This is a genomic window from Caballeronia sp. LjRoot34 (assembly GCF_964253815.1).
Classification (GTDB): Bacteria; Pseudomonadota; Gammaproteobacteria; order Burkholderiales; family Burkholderiaceae; genus Caballeronia.
The window spans coordinates 1,581,472-1,597,486 of sequence record NZ_CAXUSB020000001.1 but is presented as its reverse complement, the minus strand read 5'-3'; the positions used below and the strand labels follow the sequence as shown (position 1 = coordinate 1,597,486).

The following is a 16,015-nucleotide window of genomic DNA, read 5'->3' as shown; positions in this document are numbered from 1 at the left end:
TAAAACTACAGGCATCTGTTCATCCATACAGTGGACGACCAGCCATACAAGGGGCAAAAGCACGTGACCAAAATGAGCAAACTGACTGCGCGGCAGCAAGAGGTTTTCGAACTGATCCAGCGCGCGATCGAACGTACGGGGTTTCCGCCCACGCGCGCCGAGATCGCAGCCGAACTTGGTTTTAGCTCCGCTAATTCCGCCGAAGAGCATCTTCGGGCGCTGGCGCGTAAAGGGGTGATCGAACTGGCGGCGGGTTCATCGCGCGGCATTCGTTTGCTGACCAATGGCGGCCTCGACGAAGGGCCTCATCAGTTCACGTTGCCCCATGCCAGCATCATGCAATTGTCCTTGCCGCTGGTCGGGCGCGTGGCGGCCGGCAGTCCGATCCTCGCGCAGGAACACATCTCCAAGCATTACGCCTGCGACCCGGCGCTGTTCTCCAGCAAACCGGACTATCTGTTGAAGGTGCGCGGTCTTTCCATGCGCGACGCAGGGATCTTCGACGGTGATCTGCTCGCTGTGCAGAAGAAAAACGAGGCAAAGGACGGGCAGATCGTCGTGGCGCGACTTGGCGACGACGTCACGGTCAAACGGTGGAAACGTCGTCCAGATGGCGTTGAACTGATCGCTGAAAACCCTGATTACGAGAACATCTTCGTCGCGTCAGGCAGCGACGACTTTGCGCTGGAAGGTATTGCGGTCGGGTTGATTCGTTCCGGCGAGCTTTGATTTCTGCAAGGTTTTCAGCTTCTGCTTTGATGTCTGTTTGTTGATTTCTGATTTGCAGGGCGGCGGCGGGGTGTTCCGAGTATTCCGGGTGTTCCCGCCCCTAGCCGCACTGCGCTTGAATTCCGGCCCTATAAAGCGTGACGGACATCGCATTGGTGATGAACCGGTGCGCGTCCTATTGTCATCGGTCATCGGAGAAACATCATGGAACGATTCGCCCGGTTGTTTTCTGCTTCTTTTTTATCTGCATCGTTCGCGCCGACAGCACGTGCACCCCTGTCGTTTCGGCAATTCCGCGAGTTCGGCCGTTTGCGGCATCTGCGCTCGCTGATCTCCTGCAAGACCCCAAAGCCAGCAGACACCCCCGATCTCTTCGACGAACTGCCCGTCCTGCCCTCGCGGCAGCCGGCGTTCGCCCGGGTATCGCTGAGTGCATCGGTGCATACGCAGGCCGAGCAACGGGCGCCGGTGCGGGTGTATCGCGGTGAATCGCGGGTCATCATGGTCGGCAATATTGAAGCGGTGTCGCGCATGATCGACCGTTGTATCGACGAGGAGCGGGCCGGCGTTGAAGGCGGATTGCTCGCCTGATTTTTCGAAGCGATAAGATTCGCGGGGATAATTCTGGCGCCGGTGTGGTCCATCCAGGGGTTGAGGCTTCTTTGGCCTCTGCACTTGCATTCGAGCCGCATTCACCTCATCAGCCCAAAGGCGCCTTAGCGTATGTCCCTGTCCCGTACCAGCAAGTCCGTTGTTATTACGTTGTTGGTTGTTGTCGTCGTGGCAGTGCTCGGTGTGATCTATGCGTCGCCGTACATCGCGCTCGACCGGTTGAAACGCGCCGCCGACGCCCGTGACGCTCAAACTGTGAATCAGTACGTCGACTTTCCGCTGCTGCGTGAAAGCCTGAAGGACCAGGTCGGTCAGTTGTTGACCCGAAAAATCGACATACAGAAGAGCGGCAATCCGTTAGCGATGATCGGCGCCATGATTGGCGCGGCGCTAATCGGCCCGCTGGTCGATTCGTATGCAACGCCCGACGGCGTGGCGGCTATTCTCAATGGCATACCGCCACAGGGCGATCCGGGCGAGAAACCGCCAGTTCCGTCCGAGGCGAGCGGCGCTGTTGTCGCTACCCCGGGAGCCGCGCCCGTCGTAGCTTCACCGTCCGCACCGAAACCGCCGCCGCAAACCACGGCGGGGTATCGAAGTTTCGATACTTTCGCGGTGAATTACCAGCATGGAACCGGCGACGCACGCTATTCGGCCATTCTCCGGCGCTACGGGTTGTTCTCGTGGAAGCTGGTCGCAGTGGAGTTGAACGACGGCTAGGCTATCAGTGTTCCCGCAGCAATGGGACTGTCCGCCTAGTTGCTACTTGCTAGCTGGCCTTGCTGCTTGTGCTTGGCGACTTGCTGGCTGAAAGCGGCACCAGCTTAGCCGCTTTCAACCTCAGTAAACCCGTCGCAGCATCAAACACTGGCCTCGGCTTTCGCGGGCATCGCCGCATGCGCGGCGTCTTCCTGTTCCGCCGATGTACCCGTCGGCGACACCGCCACCAAAATGCTGCAAGACACCCGATCCATCAGCGGCGTGTTACCCGCGCCCATCCACCAGCGCGCAAGACCCGTGCGGCACCGATGTCCCACCACCACCAGATCCACCTGCAGGCTCTGCGCGAGTCCGGCAATTTCATCGATAGGATGGCCGAACGCGAAGTGGCCCTGCGCCGGCACGCCCCGCTCGGTCAGCCAATCCACGCCTTCGCGCAAGATGTCCCGGGCAGCGTCTTCGAAACGGCCGCATGCCATATCGGTGAGGAGGCCGGCACTTTGGGCGATGCTGGAGCGCATATCGACAACGGCGAGCACATGCGTTTCGGCTTTCAGGTCGAGCGCGAGGTTCGCGCCGTCACGTAATGCCTTACGCCCTTCGCGAGAGCCGTCGTAACACAACAGGATTTTTCGATAGCTCGCCATGGTGGTTCTCCGCGCTGCACAACGGCAGCAAAGGGCATCAAAAAAACGGTCGTCAAGTGTTGCAGATTCTGCCCCGTGGGCCGGGCGGGCGACAAAACCCGGGCCGCGTTGCCTTCATCATGGTGCGTCGCTAAAACGGTGGCAACGATGGAAAACGCTAATGCGGCCCGGTTGCTCGCGAAACGCCAAGCGGACACCGTGCCAGGAACGTCAATCCCTTGATGGGCGGACTTTCTAGCGCTTAATCAAGGCGTCGCGAAAGCGTCCGGCGACCGCAAATCAGCTCGCGTGCGCGCCCGCAGTGCAGGTCGCGAGGGTGGGACGCGCCTCGTTGGTGCAATCGATTAAACTAGTTAGCTTGTCTTGAGACCGAACTTCCGACCCAACACCCGAGTTTGCGCATGTCAGATGCAGCAGTGTTACCCAGCGACGCAATCCGCACGACCGCCGCACAGCCAAATCCGGCGATCGAATTTATCGACGTCGAAAAACACTACGGTGACAAGACGGTCGTGAACGGCCTGTCGTTCCACGTCCAGCCCGGCGAGTGTTTCGGCCTGCTTGGACCCAACGGCGCGGGTAAAACGACCACGCTCAAGATGCTGCTCGGCCTGACCGCGCCCGATGCGGGCACGATCCGTCTCGTCGATGAACCGATCCCCTCACGCGCCCGCTACGCCCGGCGCCGTGTAGGCGTGGTACCGCAATTCGACAACCTCGATCCGGACTTCACCGTCCGCGAAAACCTGCTCGTGTTCGGCCGGTATTTCGGCATGAGCGGCAGCGAGATTGAAGCCGTGGTTCCATCGCTGCTCGAATTCGCGCGGCTGGAAAGCAAGGCGAACGCGCGGGTCGGCGAGTTATCGGGCGGAATGAAGCGGCGGCTGACGCTGGCGCGCGCATTGGTCAACGATCCCGACGTGCTAGTCATGGACGAACCGACCACCGGACTCGATCCGCAAGCGCGGCACCTGATCTGGGAACGGTTGCGCTCGCTGCTTGCACGCGGCAAGACGATCCTGCTTACCACGCATTTCATGGAGGAAGCCGAACGGCTGTGCGACCGACTGTGCGTGATCGAAGAAGGCCGCAAGGTAGCCGAAGGCAAACCTGACGACCTGATCCAGCGGGTCATCGGCTGCGACGTGATCGAGATCTACGGTCCCGATCCGCAAGCTCTTCGCGACGAGCTTTTGCCGTTCGTCGGGCGCATGGAAATTAGCGGTGAGACGCTATTTTGTTACGTCGACGACCCTGCTCCCGTGCATCAGCGGGTCAAGGGACGGCCCGGCGTGCGTTACCTGCACCGGCCGGCCAATCTTGAAGATGTGTTTTTGCGCCTGACCGGGCGTGAGATGGTGGACTGATCCATGTCGAGCGAACCGAATGTGAACGCCGCTGAGTCCCCTGCGCATACAGCCCGCCCGGAGGGCAAGCCGCAACGCAAGCCTCATGGCGAGCCGTTCCTGAGTGCGATGCCAGCGAACGCATCGAACTGGATGTCGGTCTGGCGGCGAAATTATCTCGTCTGGAAAAAGCTCGCGATTGCGTCCATGTTTGGCAATCTTGCCGATCCGATGATCTATCTGTTCGGCCTGGGCCTCGGGCTCGGCCTGATGGTCGGCCACGTGGACGGTGTCTCGTACATCGCGTTTCTCGCCGCGGGTACGGTGGCGTCAAGCGTGATGATGTCGGCGAGTTTCGAGGCCATGTACTCCGGCTTCTCGCGCATGCATGTGCAGCGCACGTGGGAGGCGATCATGCATACGCCGCTCACGCTGGGCGATATCGTGCTCGCGGAAATTGTGTGGGCAGCAAGCAAGTCGGTGCTCTCGGGGGTCGCGATCATGCTGGTTGCCGGCGTGCTCGGTTACGCGAGTTTTCCAACGATGCTGTATGCGTTGCCCGTGATCGTCCTGACTGGTTTGGCATTTTCCAGCACGGCGATGATCGTGACGGCGGTGGCGCCAAGTTACGACTTTTTCATGTTCTACCAGACGCTCGCGCTCACGCCCATGTTGCTGCTCTCCGGCGTGTTTTTCCCGCTCACGCAGTTACCGGCGGTGGCGCAAAACGTCTCGCTGTTGTTGCCGTTGTCGCACGCGGTCGCGCTGATCCGGCCCGCGATGCTCGACCGGCCGGCAGAACATGTGGTGCTGCATGTGGCGGTGCTCGCGGCGTATGCGATCGTGCCGTTTTTTATCTGCGCGGTGCTGTTCCGTCGACGGATGATGCGTTAGGTGAAATGATTGAAATACAGACCGCTCCAAGCCGTTGTACTCAAAAAAAGCCCGTTCCAACGTGAGTTGAAACGGGCTTTTAAATGTCCTTCAATCCGCTTGCCGCTGCGGAAAAAGCAGCGGAAAAATCAGATCACTTCAGTCCTGGGCTGAACTCCTTGTGGCCGCCAAACCCGAACCGCATCGCCGATAGCATCCTGTCGGCGAACGAATTCTCCTCGCGCGACCCGAACCGCGCATACAGCGCCGCCGATAACACCTGTGCCGGCACCGCCTCCTCGAGCGCCGCCTCGATAGTCCAGCGCCCTTCGCCGCTATCGGCCACTTCGGCGGAGTATTTATCGAGCGTGCTGTTCCCGGCCAGCGCACCCGCGGTCAGATCGAGCAGCCACGACGACACCACGCTGCCGCGCCGCCACACCTCGGCGACGTCGGCTATATCCAGATCGTAGCGCTGCGCCTCAGGCAGATCCGTCGACGACTTGTGCTTCAGGATGTCGAACCCTTCCGCGTACGCCTGCATCAAGCCGTACTCGATCCCGTTATGCACCATCTTCACGAAATGACCCGCCCCCACCGGCCCCACGTGCATATAGCCATTTTCCACGCGTACATCGCGACCTTCGCGGTTCGGCGTAGCGGGGATATCGCCGCGTCCGGGCGCCAGCACCGAAAGAATCGGATCGTGCCGCTGTACCACGTCCTTGTCGCCGCCGATCATCATGCAATACCCACGCTCCAATCCCCACACGCCGCCGGATGTGCCTACATCGACGAAATGGATGCCCTTCTCTTTCAGCTTCGCGGCGTGGACGATGTCGTCCTTATAGAAGCTGTTGCCGCCGTCGATGATCGTGTCGCCCGCTTCCAGGATTTCGTAGAGATCGTTCAGCGAGTCTTCGGTGATCTTGCCCGCCGGCAACATCAGCCAGACCGAGCGGGGCGCAGCAAGTTTCTTCACGAGATCGCCCAGGTCGGCGGCGCCGGTCGCGCCGTCGGCTACGACCGCCTGCGTCGCTTCGGGCGCATGGTCGTACACCACGCACGTCTGCCCGCCGCGCATCAAGCGGCGTGCGATGTTCGCGCCCATACGGCCTAGTCCCACGATTCCGATCTGCATGATGGCTTACTCCTTATGGCTGGTTTTGACGCGTTCGATCTGCTTTTTAGCTTCGTCGTAGACGTGTTCGGGCGTGAAGCCGAATTTCTTCTTCAGGTCGGAAAGCGGAGCCGACGCCCCGAACGTATGCATCACGATCTGCGAACCAAGACGGCCGACATAGCGATCCCAGCCGAGCGTGCCTGCCTGCTCCACGCATACACGCGCGTCGACGTCCGGCGGGAACACGGAATCCTTGTAGGCGTTGTCCTGCCGCTCGAACAGATCCCATGACGGCATGGAGACGACCCGCGCCGCGATCCCTTCGCTTTTGAGCTTCTCGTAGGTATCGACGCATACCGACACTTCGGTGCCTGTGCCCATCAGGATGACTTCCGGCTTCTTGCCGCCTTCAGCGTCGGCGAGGACATACGCGCCCTTGTGAACGCCCTTCGCCGATGCATATTTCGTCCGGTCGAAAGTCGGCATTGGCTGGCGCGACACCACGATGCACGCCGGACGTTGCGGCTCGGCCAGCGCGGCACGCCACGATTCGGAAACTTCGTTCGCATCGCCCGGACGATAGGTGCTTAAACCCGGCACACCGCGCAGCGATGCCAGTTGTTCGATCGGCTGATGTGTCGGACCGTCTTCGCCCACACCGATTGAATCGTGCGTGAAGACGTAGATCACCGGCACTTCCATGATGGCCGAAAGCCGGATGGGCGGCTTCATGTAGTCGCTGAAAATCAGGAACGTGGAGCCGTAGGGCCGCAAGTTCGACAACGCGAGGCCGTTGCAAATGGCGCCCATTACGTGCTCGCGAATGCCGAAGTGGAGGTTGCGGCCGGCGTAGTTGTCGAACTCGAAACTGCCCGCGCCCTCGAACTTCATATCGGTTTTCGTCGATGGCGACAGATCCGCCGAACCGCCGATCATCCAGGGGAAATGCTGTGCAATGGCGTTCAACACCTTGCCCGACGATTCCCGCGACGCCATGCCCTTCGCATCGGCGTCGAACGTGGGAATGGCCGCGTCCCAGCCCTCCGGCAACTCATGCGCTTCGATCTGCGCAAACTCTTTCGCCAGGTCCGGATACTTCTTCGCGTAGTCATCGAAACTCTTTTGCCACGCAACGCGTGCCGCCTTGCCGCGCGCGCCGATGCCCTCGTTGAAGTGCTCATACACGCCGTCCGGCACGAGAAAACTCGAGTCTTCCGGCCAGCCGTAGAACTTCTTCGCGAGCTTGATTTCGTCTACGCCCAGCGGCTCGCCATGCGCTGCGGAGGTGTCCTGCTTATGCGGCGCACCCCAGCCGATAATGCTCTTCACCACGATCAGCGTAGGTCCGTTGGTATTGGCCTTCGCCTGGTTCAGTGCAGCTTCGAGCGCCGCGCCGTCGTTGGCGTCGTCAACATGCAGCGTGTTCCAGTGGTAGCCCTTGAAGCGCGTTTCCACGTCGTCGCTGTACGCGAGATCCGTGTGGCCTTCAATGGTCACGCGGTTGCTGTCGTAGATCCAGGTCAGATTCGACAACTTCAGATGCCCCGCCATGGACGCAGCTTCATGCGAGATGCCTTCCATCATGTCGCCGTCGCCGCACAGCGCATACACGTGATAGTCAAAAATCTGCGCATCCGGCTTGTTGAAGTGCGACTCGTACCAGCGCCCGGCCATCGCCATGCCGACGCTATTTCCAAGCCCCTGCCCGAGCGGACCCGTCGTGGTTTCAACGCCCGTTGTCATGCGATATTCGGGGTGACCTGGCGTCTTGCTGTCGAGCTGCCGAAAATGCTTGATGTCATCCAGCGACACCGCCGGACCACCCGTTGGCTTACCGGCATGATCGACGGCTTTCACACCGGTCAGGTGCAGCAGCGAATACAGCAGCATCGACGCATGGCCGACCGATAGCACGAAGCGGTCGCGATTCGGCCACAGCGGTTCAGCCGGGTCATAGCGCAGGTGGTTTTGCCACAGATGAAAACCAACCGGTGCGAGCGCCATCGGCGTACCCGGGTGACCGGAATTGGCTTTTTGCACGGCGTCCATGGACAGCGTACGGATGGTGTTGATGGCGAGGGTGTCGAGATCGGAAGAGGACTTCGAGGGGGTTTGCGGCATGAGCGACGACTCCTTTGCGTAGGGCGCGCTGAGGCACGAGAGGCACCACAGCGGCAACCGGGACCTTCGAGCAAGTGTAGTGCCATGACAACTGGCGCGTCACCAAAGAACAGCGAAGCGCGCGCCAATCAAGCGCGGCGCGGCTTATGACAGACGATTACGACATCAACCGAGACAACAACTTTACGCTTGAAACCATGCAAAAAACGAATGCAATGGGTAAAAAATCGTGGTCGTTTTCAGTCAGCGTAACGATACCGTATGACACTTTTCAGCGAAACGATCAGGGCGCGGGATTTGGCTGGGCTTCGTGAAGCGCATCGATTTCGGCCAGGATCTCATCGGACAATTTCACGTCCAGGCTGCCGATGTTTTCATGCAATTGCGCGAGCGACGTTGCACCGATCAGCGTGCTGGTCGTGAACGGCCGGCTGTTCACGAACGCAAGCGCGAGTTGCGCCGGGCTCAGGCCGTGACGCCGCGCCAGCTCCACGTAGCCGCTGACGGCCTTGATTGTGTGCGGCTTGCTGTAGCGGGCAAATCGCTCGAACAGCGTGATGCGGGCGCCTGCCGGACGCGCACCCGCCTCGTACTTGCCGGATAGCCAGCCGAACGCCAGCGGCGAATACGCCAGCAGGCCGACGTCTTCCTTGTGCGCGAACTCGGAGAGCCCGGCTTCGAATGTGCGGTTCACCAGGCTGTACGGATTCTGAATGCTTACGATCCGCGGCAGGCCGAGTTTATCGGCGGCCTGGAGGAACTGGGCGACACCCCAGGGCGTCTCGTTCGATACCCCGACGTAGCGGATCTTGCCTGCTTTCACGAGATCGCCGAGCACCGTCAGCGTCTCTTCAATAGGCACCGTGTATTCGTCCTTGATCCACGGATAGTTCGCGCGTCCGAACGTCATCGTGCTGCGGTCAGGCCAGTGCAATTGATACAAATCGACGTAATCCGTCTGCAGCCGTGCGAGGCTGGTATCGATAGCTTCTGTCAGGTTCTTCCGGTCGAACTGGTTGCCCGCGCCGCGAATGTGCCGCGGGTTATGCGGCTGGCGCGCGGGTCCCGCGATCTTGGTGGCGAGCACGACCTTGGCGCGTGCGCCCGGATTCGCTGCCAGCCACGTGCCGATGTACGCCTCCGTGCGCCCTTGCGTCTCGGGGCGCGGCGGCACCGGGTACATCTCGGCGGCGTCGATCAGGTTGATGCCGGCATCGAGCGCGGCATTGAGTTGCGCGTGCGCATCGGCTTCCGTGTTCTGCTCGCCCCAGGTCATCGTGCCCAGTCCGATCAGGCTGACATTGACATCCGTTGCGCCGAGTTTCCGATACTCCATCGTTTGCTTCCCCATGTTCGTGTTCAGGTTTTAAAGGCTTTTAAAGGCTCTAGCCGAACGCCGAAGCTACCATAGCGCGGGCCTTGCTGCATCGATGCCCATCGCCACGGCGCTGCTCCAGTCCGATAAGCTGTCGGCATGCGGCGAATCTGCCTTTCATTCGCTTTTCAATATCACCGCGTTCATTCAAGATCCAATCAAGAGAGAAGCATTCAATGCAGGCCCCCGACCTTACCCGCACCACGTCCGGCGCGGCGAACCCACGCGGTTCCTCCGTCATCGTGATGCTGGTCGCGGCGACCTTCTTCATGGAGAACCTCGACGGTACGATCATCGCCACGGCCCTGCCGCAGATGGCGCGCTCGTTTTCTCTTCACCCTGTGGATCTGAGCCTCGGCATTACGTCGTATCTGCTGACGCTTGCCGTATTCATCCCTATTAGCGGCTGGGCCGCGGATCGCTTCGGCCTGCGCACCGTGTTCGCCAGCGCGATCGCCCTGTTCACGGTTGCGTCCGTGCTGTGCGGCATGACGTCGACGCTGCCCACGTTCACGGCGGCGCGTGTGTTGCAGGGTATCGGCGGCGCGATGATGGTGCCCGTCGGACGGCTCGCCGTATTGCGCGCGACGCCCAAAGAAGGCTTGATGCGCGCCATTTCGATCATCACCTGGCCGGGTCTTGTCGCGCCCGTGATCGGGCCGCCGCTGGGCGGATTCATCACCACGTATTCATCGTGGCGCTGGATTTTTTATCTGAATTTGCCGCTCGGGGTGATCGGCCTGGTGGTGGCGCTCCGTTACCTCGATAACACCCGCGAGCACGCCAGCCGCCGCTTCGACTTTCTGGGTTTCGTGCTGTGCGGCCTCGCCTGCACGACCCTGCTTTACGCGATGGAACTCATCGGCCGCAACGACACGCCCTGGGTCTTCGCAAGCGGGTTGATCGCGGTCGGCGTGCTCGCGGGCGTGGGCGCGTGGTGGCATGTGCGGCGCGCGGCCGAGCCGGTGCTCGATCTCAACGCGCTGCGGATCAAGACCTTCAGAGTGGCGGTGGGCGGCGGCTCGCTGTTTCGCATCGCCATCAGCGCGGTGCCGTTCCTGCTGCCGCTGATGTTCCAGGTCGGCTTCGGGCTGAACGCGTTCGAATCCGGGCTGCTGACGTTGTCGGTCTTCGCCGGCAATTTATCGATGAAACTCGTCACCACGCCCGTCATGCGGCGCTTCGGCTTTCGTCCGGTGCTGATCGTGAACGGGATCGTGGCGGCTGCGTCGCTGGCGGTGATGAGTTTGATATCGCCGACGACGCCGACCTGGATCATCGTCGCCGTATTGTTTGCGAGCGGACTGTCGCGCTCGCTGCAGTTCACGGCGCTGAATACGCTCAGTTTCGCCGATGTCCCGAAGGCGCAGATGAGCGGCGCGTCGGCGTTGTCGAGCACGCTGTTCCAGTTGACGATGGGGATCGGCGTCGCGCTGGGAGCGATCGCTTTGAGGCTGGCCGAATGGATGCATGGTCACGATGCGCAGACCGTCGTGCCGGCCGATTTCAGTATCGCGTTCTTGATCGTGGGGGCGGTGGGATTGCTGGGGGTGGCGGATCTGTTCAGCCTGCATCGCGATGCGGGGGCGCAGGTGAGTGGGCATGGAAGGAAGGGGTAACTCGGCGCAAGCAGGACTGCAGACATTGAATACGGTGCTACGATGTATATACGAAACCGTATATCAATGGGAACCGTAGAAGATGAAGCTACAAATTGCAAAATGGGGCAATAGTCTTGCGCTGCGCATTCCTGCCGAGTACGTGCGCCGCATTGGCGTGAAGGAAGGCGACCACGTGCAGGTTGACCTGACCATCGACGGCGGCCTTAGTATTCGTGCCTCTAAATGGGACCGCAGCGCTTTCGCTCGGGAGCTTGAAACAACACGTGAGACGATGCCGATATCCCAGCCTGTCATCGAAGAGTTGCGGCGCGGAGCGCGTTATTGATGGCGACTTATGTAGATACGTCTGTGTTGGTGGCGCTTTGCGTAAATGAACCCATGAGCGCCGCTGTTGCACGGTGGTATGCAGCCTGCACCGACGAACTGACCTCCGCCGCATGGTGTGTAACTGAATTTGCGAGCGCCCTCGGCATCAAGCAACGGACGGCACAAATAACCACCGACCAAGGGGCGTCTGCGTGGCAGGCGTTCGAGCGCCTTTGCGCAAGCGATTTGCAGCTGCTGCCGGTCGAGCCGTCTACGTTCCACCGCGCTGCCGTGCTGACTTTGGACGCCGCAACAGGACTGCGTGCTGGTGACGCGTTGCACCTTGCTGCCGCGATGGATGCCAAAGTAAAGACAATGGCAACTCTCGATGACGTGCTCGGCCGCAATGCCAAACGTATGAAAATTAAACCTATTGTTTTTTAACCGCCTGAGGTACCGGCAGAGCGGCGGCGATTGCTGTAACACCCCGCGCCGCCTGCGTGAACGCTGTTTCGGAAAAGCTTCTCGGCGAGTCGCCGTGATCGATTGCCGGTACGTTATTTATGCTCCGCACACGTTCTTAAATGCCAGCAAATCAACATGCAGAGCTGGCTAAAACAGTACTTGAACTACCGGCGTATATTGGTTGGTCTTGTCCAAATCGGACTAAACAGGAGTGACATGATTCCAGAAAGCAAAAAGCCCGACTTCTGAAAGTCGGGCTTTTTGCTTGAATCTTTTGGGGTGGCTGATGGGGCTCGAACCCACGACAACAGGAATCACAATCCTGGACTCTACCAACTGAGCTACAGCCACCACTGCCTTACTTCTTATTGCTTCTCTAGCTCACCAGGAACCGGCTTGCCGAATCGAGAAACGAGATTATACGAACAAAGATTCGCTTTGCCTAGCCCCTTATTCGATGAATTCGACCGCTTCACGCAGATGAGTGCGTGCTTCATCGAAAACGGTCAGATCGCCGGTGGCGAGGCGGCGGCTGTCCGAGAGCACGCGACGCCAGCCACGCGCACCCGCCACGCCTCGATACAAACCCAGCGCATGCCGCGTAATGCCGCCGAGGAACGTCCCGCGCGCCATTTCCTGACGGGCGTACTCGATCAAGCTGGCCTCAGCCTCCTCGCGCGACAACACGGCCGTGTCCGCACCGTAAAACCGTGAATCAACGCCCGCGAGCACGTAGGGGTTGTGATAAGCCTCGCGGCCGAGCATCACGCCATCGACGTGTTTCAAATGCTCTTCCACTTCGTCGAGCGTCTTGATGCCACCGTTGATCGATATCTCCAGATGCGGGAAATCGCGCTTCAACTGATACGCATATTCGTACTTGAGCGGAGGAATCTCGCGATTTTCCTTCGGGCTCAAGCCTTTCAGGATCGCGTTGCGTGCGTGGACGATAAACACGTCACAGCCGGCATCGGCGACGGTGCCGACGAAGTCGCGCACGTATGCGTAATCCTCGACCGCGTCCACACCGATCCGATGCTTGACCGTGACCGGAATCGATACCGCATCGCGCATGGCTTTCACGCAATCCGCGACCAGTTGCGGCTCGTTCATCAGGCACGCGCCAAACGCGCCGCGTTGCACGCGCTCGGACGGGCAGCCGCAATTCAGGTTTATTTCGTCATAACCCCATTGTTCGCCGAGCTTCGCACTGCGGGCAAGATCGGCCGGTTCGCTGCCGCCCAACTGCAACGCAACAGGCGCTTCGCCAGGCGTGAATGCGAGATGCCGCGCGACGTCGCCGTGCAGCAGCGCGCCGGTCGTGACCATCTCGGTATAGAGCCACGTGTGCTTCGTCAAGATCCGATGAAACGACCGGCAATGACGGTCGGTCCAGTCCATCATCGGGGCAACGCTGACGCGGCGCGGGCTAGGTTTTAAAGCTGTCGACATGGGGAACTGCAGATTGTGAGCGTTGGGCGCCCTTTCCGGCGCTGAATGCGTAATTTTACCGTAACACTCGAAAGGCCACGGACTGGGCGCTTCCGATCGGATTTACCGTCAAATCAGCGGCCTGCGCCGGGAATCGATCCCACACGGTATTTTTTGCGTTTCGTGCCGACATCGCTGTCAGCACGAAAACCGTTGGGGCGTTTCCAAGCTCAGGTTGAGGGCAATATGAGTCACACGCGCCCCAACCACAAAACCGGCAACCGACGAAAAAACGAATCTTCCGCGCGCTCCGTTGTCACAAAACCAATGCGGCAGCGCTCTTTGCCCGCTTCAATCGAAATGCGCAGCCGCCCCGGAGAAACCCATGAAATCCTGTGCGATTAAAACGCTCCCCGGCACCGTCGTCGCCCTTGTCTTCGTGACGGCCGTGCTCGGCATCGGATTGGAAACAAACGCGGAGGCCCAGACCGCGGCGCCGGCCGATTCTGCTTCAATGGTTAAACCGCCAGTTACGCCCAGTGCCCCGAACGCGACAATCCCGCGTGCGGCTAATCCAGACAACATGCCAACGAAGCGCCCCGCTCTGCCCCCCAACAGCAATCGCATGCTGCGCAACAACCCAGCCAGCGACGCGATCGCAAAATAGCATAGGCGCGCGCAGCAAATTCGCGGAATCCAGATAACCACCATCGCGGCAAATCATGCCGCGACCGCATGCATCAGCCGCGAAATCCGCTCGCGCCATTTATTCACCGCCCGTTCGCCCTCGCCTTCCAAGCGCTCACGACACGTCACACTGCAGATCTGACGCAAGGAACGCATCCACGCCATAGGGCATTAGCTTCCCGCACAAATTAACTACTCAACAACTCCAGTAAAGCCAAACCAAAGCAACATCGCGCCGAAACCGCAACCCGATCAGCGCATTAGCCAGCACCCCGTTGCATCGACCGCAAAGCCCTGCCCGATTGCACCATAACGCGGCATGTCCGACCCTATAATGACGCCACTTCAAAATATCGACGCAGCCACGGCTCGCGTCACAAGCGGTGGTTTTCCATGCAAAAAGTCATTTTGCCGTTCGTCGCGGGCTTTCTCGCCGCGCTGTTTTTCCGTGAAGCCACTATCGCGTTGTTGCATGCAGCCGGCGTGGTCGATCCAGCCGGTTATTCCACCGCGCCATTCCTGCCGCTGGGGATTCCCGAATTCATCGTCAACGCGCTATGGAGCGCAGTTTTCGGCATCCTGATGGCGTGGCTGCTGCGTGTCGCACCCGACCGCACAGCGCCGTGGATCGGCGCGCTGGTGTTCGGCGGCGTCGTGCTGACGGCCGCGAGCGTGTTCGTGGTCGATCCATTGCGCGGCATCTGGCCGAGCGGTAACATGCTGCCCCGCCTCGCACTCGGTTTTGCATCGAATGCCATGTGGGGCTGGGGCGCGCTCGTCTTCATGCGCGCCTTCACGGCGGGCAGCGACGCGGATTAATCGACAAGCGCGGCCAGCGGATGGTCGCGCTCAGTCCACGGACTGTCGTACATCTGCAAGACCGCATCGCGCGTCACATCTTCCATACGCGCCACTTTCCACACCGGCTGATTGTCCTTGTCGACAATGCGTGCCCGGATGCCTTCCATCACATCGCCGTGATCGAACGTCGCGCGCGTGAGCCCGAGGTCGCGCCTCAACGTCTCGGCCATGCTCGACGTTTTGGCCCGGTCAACCAATTCCAGCGATACATCGACGGATAACGGCGAACGCTCACGCAACTCCGCCGCCGTGCGCGCAGCCCAATCGCCTTCCTCACCGGCCGTCTCACCGCCCGCCTCATCGCCCGTTAAGCTTTCCAGCGACTTCAGGCAGGCCGCGCCGTTGCCCGTAGCAAAATGCTTGTCGATAAAACCACGCTCCGCCGCAAGCGCGCTCGCCTTCCCCGCATTCAGGCTTGCCTGCGTTTCGATAAACCGCACCACCTCCGCGCCGGTAGCGAACGATTTCTCCTTCAGCGTATCGATAAGCGCGAGCAGCGCATCGTCTTCCATGTAAGCGTCGGCGAGACCGGCGTAGAGCGCATCGGCGGCATCGATTGTCGCGCCCGTCGCCGCGAGATAACGCCCGATCGCACCCGGCGTGCGCGCGAGGAACCAGCTCACGCCCACGTCCGGAAACAAGCCGATACGCGTCTCGGGCATCGCCATCTTCGTCGAGCCGGTGACCACCCGCACGCCGCCCGTATGCCGCGCACCTTGCGAAATGCCCATTCCGCCGCCCATTACCACGCCGTTCAACAACGCGATATACGGCTTCGGATAGGTGAAAATCGCGTGATTCAGGCGGTATTCATCGGTGAAAAATTCTTCGATGACCGCATGTTCGCCCGCCTTCGCCGATTGATATAAAAACCGGATATCGCCGCCCGCACAGAACGCGCGCGGATGCGGGCTGTAGATAACCACTGCGTGCACCAGAGGGTCGTCGCGCCAGGCGTTCAGCGCGCGATGAATGGCGTGCAGCATGGGCGTGGACAGCGCGTTCAACGCCTTCGGACGATTCAGCGCGATGAAGCCAATACCCTGCGCGCGTTCGATACGAATTTCATCGATGGATTCAGTCATATGCAATGCAGG

The 16,015-nt window shown here is 60.5% G+C and carries 16 protein-coding genes and 1 tRNA gene; 10 read left to right on the top strand and 7 right to left on the bottom strand.

Going from position 1 to position 16,015, the window contains the following annotated elements:
• Positions 1-72 precede the first annotated feature (72 nt).
• The 3 genes from lexA (at position 73) to ACSQ36_RS07070 (ending at position 2,061) form a co-directional block, all read left to right on the top strand.
• Positions 73-729: a transcriptional repressor LexA gene (lexA, locus tag ACSQ36_RS07080; protein ID WP_213764019.1), complete on the top strand. Its 657-nt coding sequence runs from the start codon at positions 73-75 to the stop codon at positions 727-729.
• 204 nt (positions 730-933) lie between these two features.
• Positions 934-1,320: a hypothetical protein gene (locus ACSQ36_RS07075; protein ID WP_436181353.1), complete on the top strand. Its 387-nt coding sequence runs from the start codon at positions 934-936 to the stop codon at positions 1,318-1,320.
• Positions 1,321-1,452: 132 nt separating this feature from the next.
• A complete protein-coding gene (locus ACSQ36_RS07070; protein WP_436181352.1) occupies positions 1,453-2,061 on the top strand; it encodes a DUF2939 domain-containing protein in 609 nt (202 codons plus the stop codon).
• Between the two features lie 140 nt (positions 2,062-2,201).
• On the opposite strand, the gene ACSQ36_RS07065 is transcribed toward ACSQ36_RS07070, so the two are convergent.
• Positions 2,202-2,708 (bottom strand): universal stress protein, encoded by a 507-nt coding sequence (locus ACSQ36_RS07065; RefSeq protein ID WP_213764021.1) that lies wholly within the window; start codon positions 2,706-2,708, stop codon positions 2,202-2,204.
• A gap of 401 nt (positions 2,709-3,109) precedes the next feature.
• Here ACSQ36_RS07065 and nodI point away from each other — a divergent pair, with 401 nt between their 5' ends.
• Positions 3,110-4,075, top strand: a complete 966-nt coding sequence (nodI, locus tag ACSQ36_RS07060; RefSeq protein ID WP_436181351.1) for a nodulation factor ABC transporter ATP-binding protein NodI — start codon at positions 3,110-3,112, stop codon at positions 4,073-4,075.
• A gap of 108 nt (positions 4,076-4,183) precedes the next feature.
• A complete protein-coding gene (locus tag ACSQ36_RS07055) occupies positions 4,184-4,948 on the top strand; it encodes an ABC transporter permease (RefSeq protein ID WP_120309997.1) in 765 nt (254 codons plus the stop codon).
• A gap of 133 nt (positions 4,949-5,081) precedes the next feature.
• On the opposite strand, the gene gnd is transcribed toward ACSQ36_RS07055, so the two are convergent.
• The 3 genes from gnd to ACSQ36_RS07040 form a co-directional block, all read right to left on the bottom strand.
• The gene (gnd, locus tag ACSQ36_RS07050) at positions 5,082-6,068 is read right to left on the bottom strand and encodes a phosphogluconate dehydrogenase (NAD(+)-dependent, decarboxylating) (RefSeq protein ID WP_436181350.1); all 987 of its coding nucleotides are present in this window, start codon (positions 6,066-6,068) and stop codon (positions 5,082-5,084) included.
• A 6-nt stretch (positions 6,069-6,074) separates the two neighbouring features.
• On the bottom strand, positions 6,075-8,171 hold the full coding sequence (tkt, locus tag ACSQ36_RS07045) for a transketolase (protein WP_436181349.1): 2,097 nt from the start codon (positions 8,169-8,171) through the stop codon (positions 6,075-6,077).
• Positions 8,172-8,454: 283 nt separating this feature from the next.
• Complete coding sequence (locus ACSQ36_RS07040; RefSeq protein WP_436183112.1) at positions 8,455-9,507, bottom strand: NADP(H)-dependent aldo-keto reductase; 1,053 nt, start codon at positions 9,505-9,507, stop codon at positions 8,455-8,457.
• Between the two features lie 215 nt (positions 9,508-9,722).
• Between ACSQ36_RS07040 and ACSQ36_RS07035 the strand changes: the two genes are divergently transcribed.
• The 3 genes from ACSQ36_RS07035 (at position 9,723) to ACSQ36_RS07025 (ending at position 11,918) form a co-directional block, all read left to right on the top strand.
• Positions 9,723-11,165: a DHA2 family efflux MFS transporter permease subunit gene (locus ACSQ36_RS07035; protein WP_436181348.1), complete on the top strand. Its 1,443-nt coding sequence runs from the start codon at positions 9,723-9,725 to the stop codon at positions 11,163-11,165.
• Positions 11,166-11,247: 82 nt separating this feature from the next.
• Positions 11,248-11,493 carry an AbrB/MazE/SpoVT family DNA-binding domain-containing protein gene (locus tag ACSQ36_RS07030; protein WP_436181347.1) on the top strand — a complete coding sequence of 82 codons (246 nt, stop codon included), beginning with the start codon at positions 11,248-11,250 and terminating at the stop codon, positions 11,491-11,493.
• Positions 11,493-11,918 (top strand): type II toxin-antitoxin system VapC family toxin, encoded by a 426-nt coding sequence (locus ACSQ36_RS07025; protein ID WP_436181346.1) that lies wholly within the window; start codon positions 11,493-11,495, stop codon positions 11,916-11,918. Before ACSQ36_RS07030 ends, ACSQ36_RS07025 begins: the two co-directional genes overlap by 1 nt.
• 296 nt (positions 11,919-12,214) lie before the next feature.
• On the opposite strand, the gene ACSQ36_RS07020 is transcribed toward ACSQ36_RS07025, so the two are convergent.
• A tRNA-His gene (locus ACSQ36_RS07020) sits at positions 12,215-12,290 on the bottom strand.
• A gap of 99 nt (positions 12,291-12,389) precedes the next feature.
• Positions 12,390-13,391, bottom strand: a complete 1,002-nt coding sequence (dusA, locus tag ACSQ36_RS07015; protein WP_436181345.1) for a tRNA dihydrouridine(20/20a) synthase DusA — start codon at positions 13,389-13,391, stop codon at positions 12,390-12,392.
• 364 nt (positions 13,392-13,755) lie between these two features.
• Here dusA and ACSQ36_RS07010 point away from each other — a divergent pair, with 364 nt between their 5' ends.
• Both ACSQ36_RS07010 and ACSQ36_RS07005 read left to right on the top strand, forming a co-directional pair.
• Entirely contained in the window at positions 13,756-14,037 is a 282-nt protein-coding gene (locus ACSQ36_RS07010; RefSeq protein WP_436181344.1) for a hypothetical protein, read from the top strand.
• Positions 14,038-14,450: 413 nt separating this feature from the next.
• Entirely contained in the window at positions 14,451-14,876 is a 426-nt protein-coding gene (locus tag ACSQ36_RS07005; protein ID WP_213764047.1) for a hypothetical protein, read from the top strand.
• Here the strand turns inward: ACSQ36_RS07005 and ACSQ36_RS07000 are convergent.
• On the bottom strand, positions 14,873-16,003 hold the full coding sequence (locus ACSQ36_RS07000) for an enoyl-CoA hydratase/isomerase family protein (RefSeq protein ID WP_436181343.1): 1,131 nt from the start codon (positions 16,001-16,003) through the stop codon (positions 14,873-14,875). The genes ACSQ36_RS07005 and ACSQ36_RS07000 overlap by 4 nt on opposite strands.
• Between the last annotated feature and the right edge of the window lie 12 nt (positions 16,004-16,015).

Bases quoted from the DNA above. Each gene is read 5' to 3' on its own strand.
- ACSQ36_RS07075 (WP_436181353.1), top strand. From the start codon at position 934: ATGGAACGATTCGCCCGGTTGTTTTCTGCTTCTTTTTTATCTGCATCG.
- ACSQ36_RS07070 (WP_436181352.1), top strand. From the start codon at position 1,453: ATGTCCCTGTCCCGTACCAGCAAGTCCGTTGTTATTACGTTGTTGGTT.
- nodI (WP_436181351.1), top strand. From the start codon at position 3,110: ATGTCAGATGCAGCAGTGTTACCCAGCGACGCAATCCGCACGACCGCC.
- gnd (WP_436181350.1), bottom strand. From the start codon at position 6,068: ATGCAGATCGGAATCGTGGGACTAGGCCGTATGGGCGCGAACATCGCA.
- ACSQ36_RS07025 (WP_436181346.1), top strand. From the start codon at position 11,493: ATGGCGACTTATGTAGATACGTCTGTGTTGGTGGCGCTTTGCGTAAAT.
- dusA (WP_436181345.1), bottom strand. From the start codon at position 13,391: ATGTCGACAGCTTTAAAACCTAGCCCGCGCCGCGTCAGCGTTGCCCCG.
- ACSQ36_RS07005 (WP_213764047.1), top strand. From the start codon at position 14,451: ATGCAAAAAGTCATTTTGCCGTTCGTCGCGGGCTTTCTCGCCGCGCTG.
- ACSQ36_RS07000 (WP_436181343.1), bottom strand. From the start codon at position 16,003: ATGACTGAATCCATCGATGAAATTCGTATCGAACGCGCGCAGGGTATT.
- ACSQ36_RS07035 (WP_436181348.1), top strand. From the start codon at position 9,723: ATGCAGGCCCCCGACCTTACCCGCACCACGTCCGGCGCGGCGAACCCA.
- ACSQ36_RS07010 (WP_436181344.1), top strand. From the start codon at position 13,756: ATGAAATCCTGTGCGATTAAAACGCTCCCCGGCACCGTCGTCGCCCTT.
- lexA (WP_213764019.1), top strand. From the start codon at position 73: ATGAGCAAACTGACTGCGCGGCAGCAAGAGGTTTTCGAACTGATCCAG.
- ACSQ36_RS07040 (WP_436183112.1), bottom strand. From the start codon at position 9,507: ATGGAGTATCGGAAACTCGGCGCAACGGATGTCAATGTCAGCCTGATC.
- ACSQ36_RS07030 (WP_436181347.1), top strand. From the start codon at position 11,248: ATGAAGCTACAAATTGCAAAATGGGGCAATAGTCTTGCGCTGCGCATT.
- tkt (WP_436181349.1), bottom strand. From the start codon at position 8,171: ATGCCGCAAACCCCCTCGAAGTCCTCTTCCGATCTCGACACCCTCGCC.
- ACSQ36_RS07065 (WP_213764021.1), bottom strand. From the start codon at position 2,708: ATGGCGAGCTATCGAAAAATCCTGTTGTGTTACGACGGCTCTCGCGAA.
- ACSQ36_RS07055 (WP_120309997.1), top strand. From the start codon at position 4,184: ATGCCAGCGAACGCATCGAACTGGATGTCGGTCTGGCGGCGAAATTAT.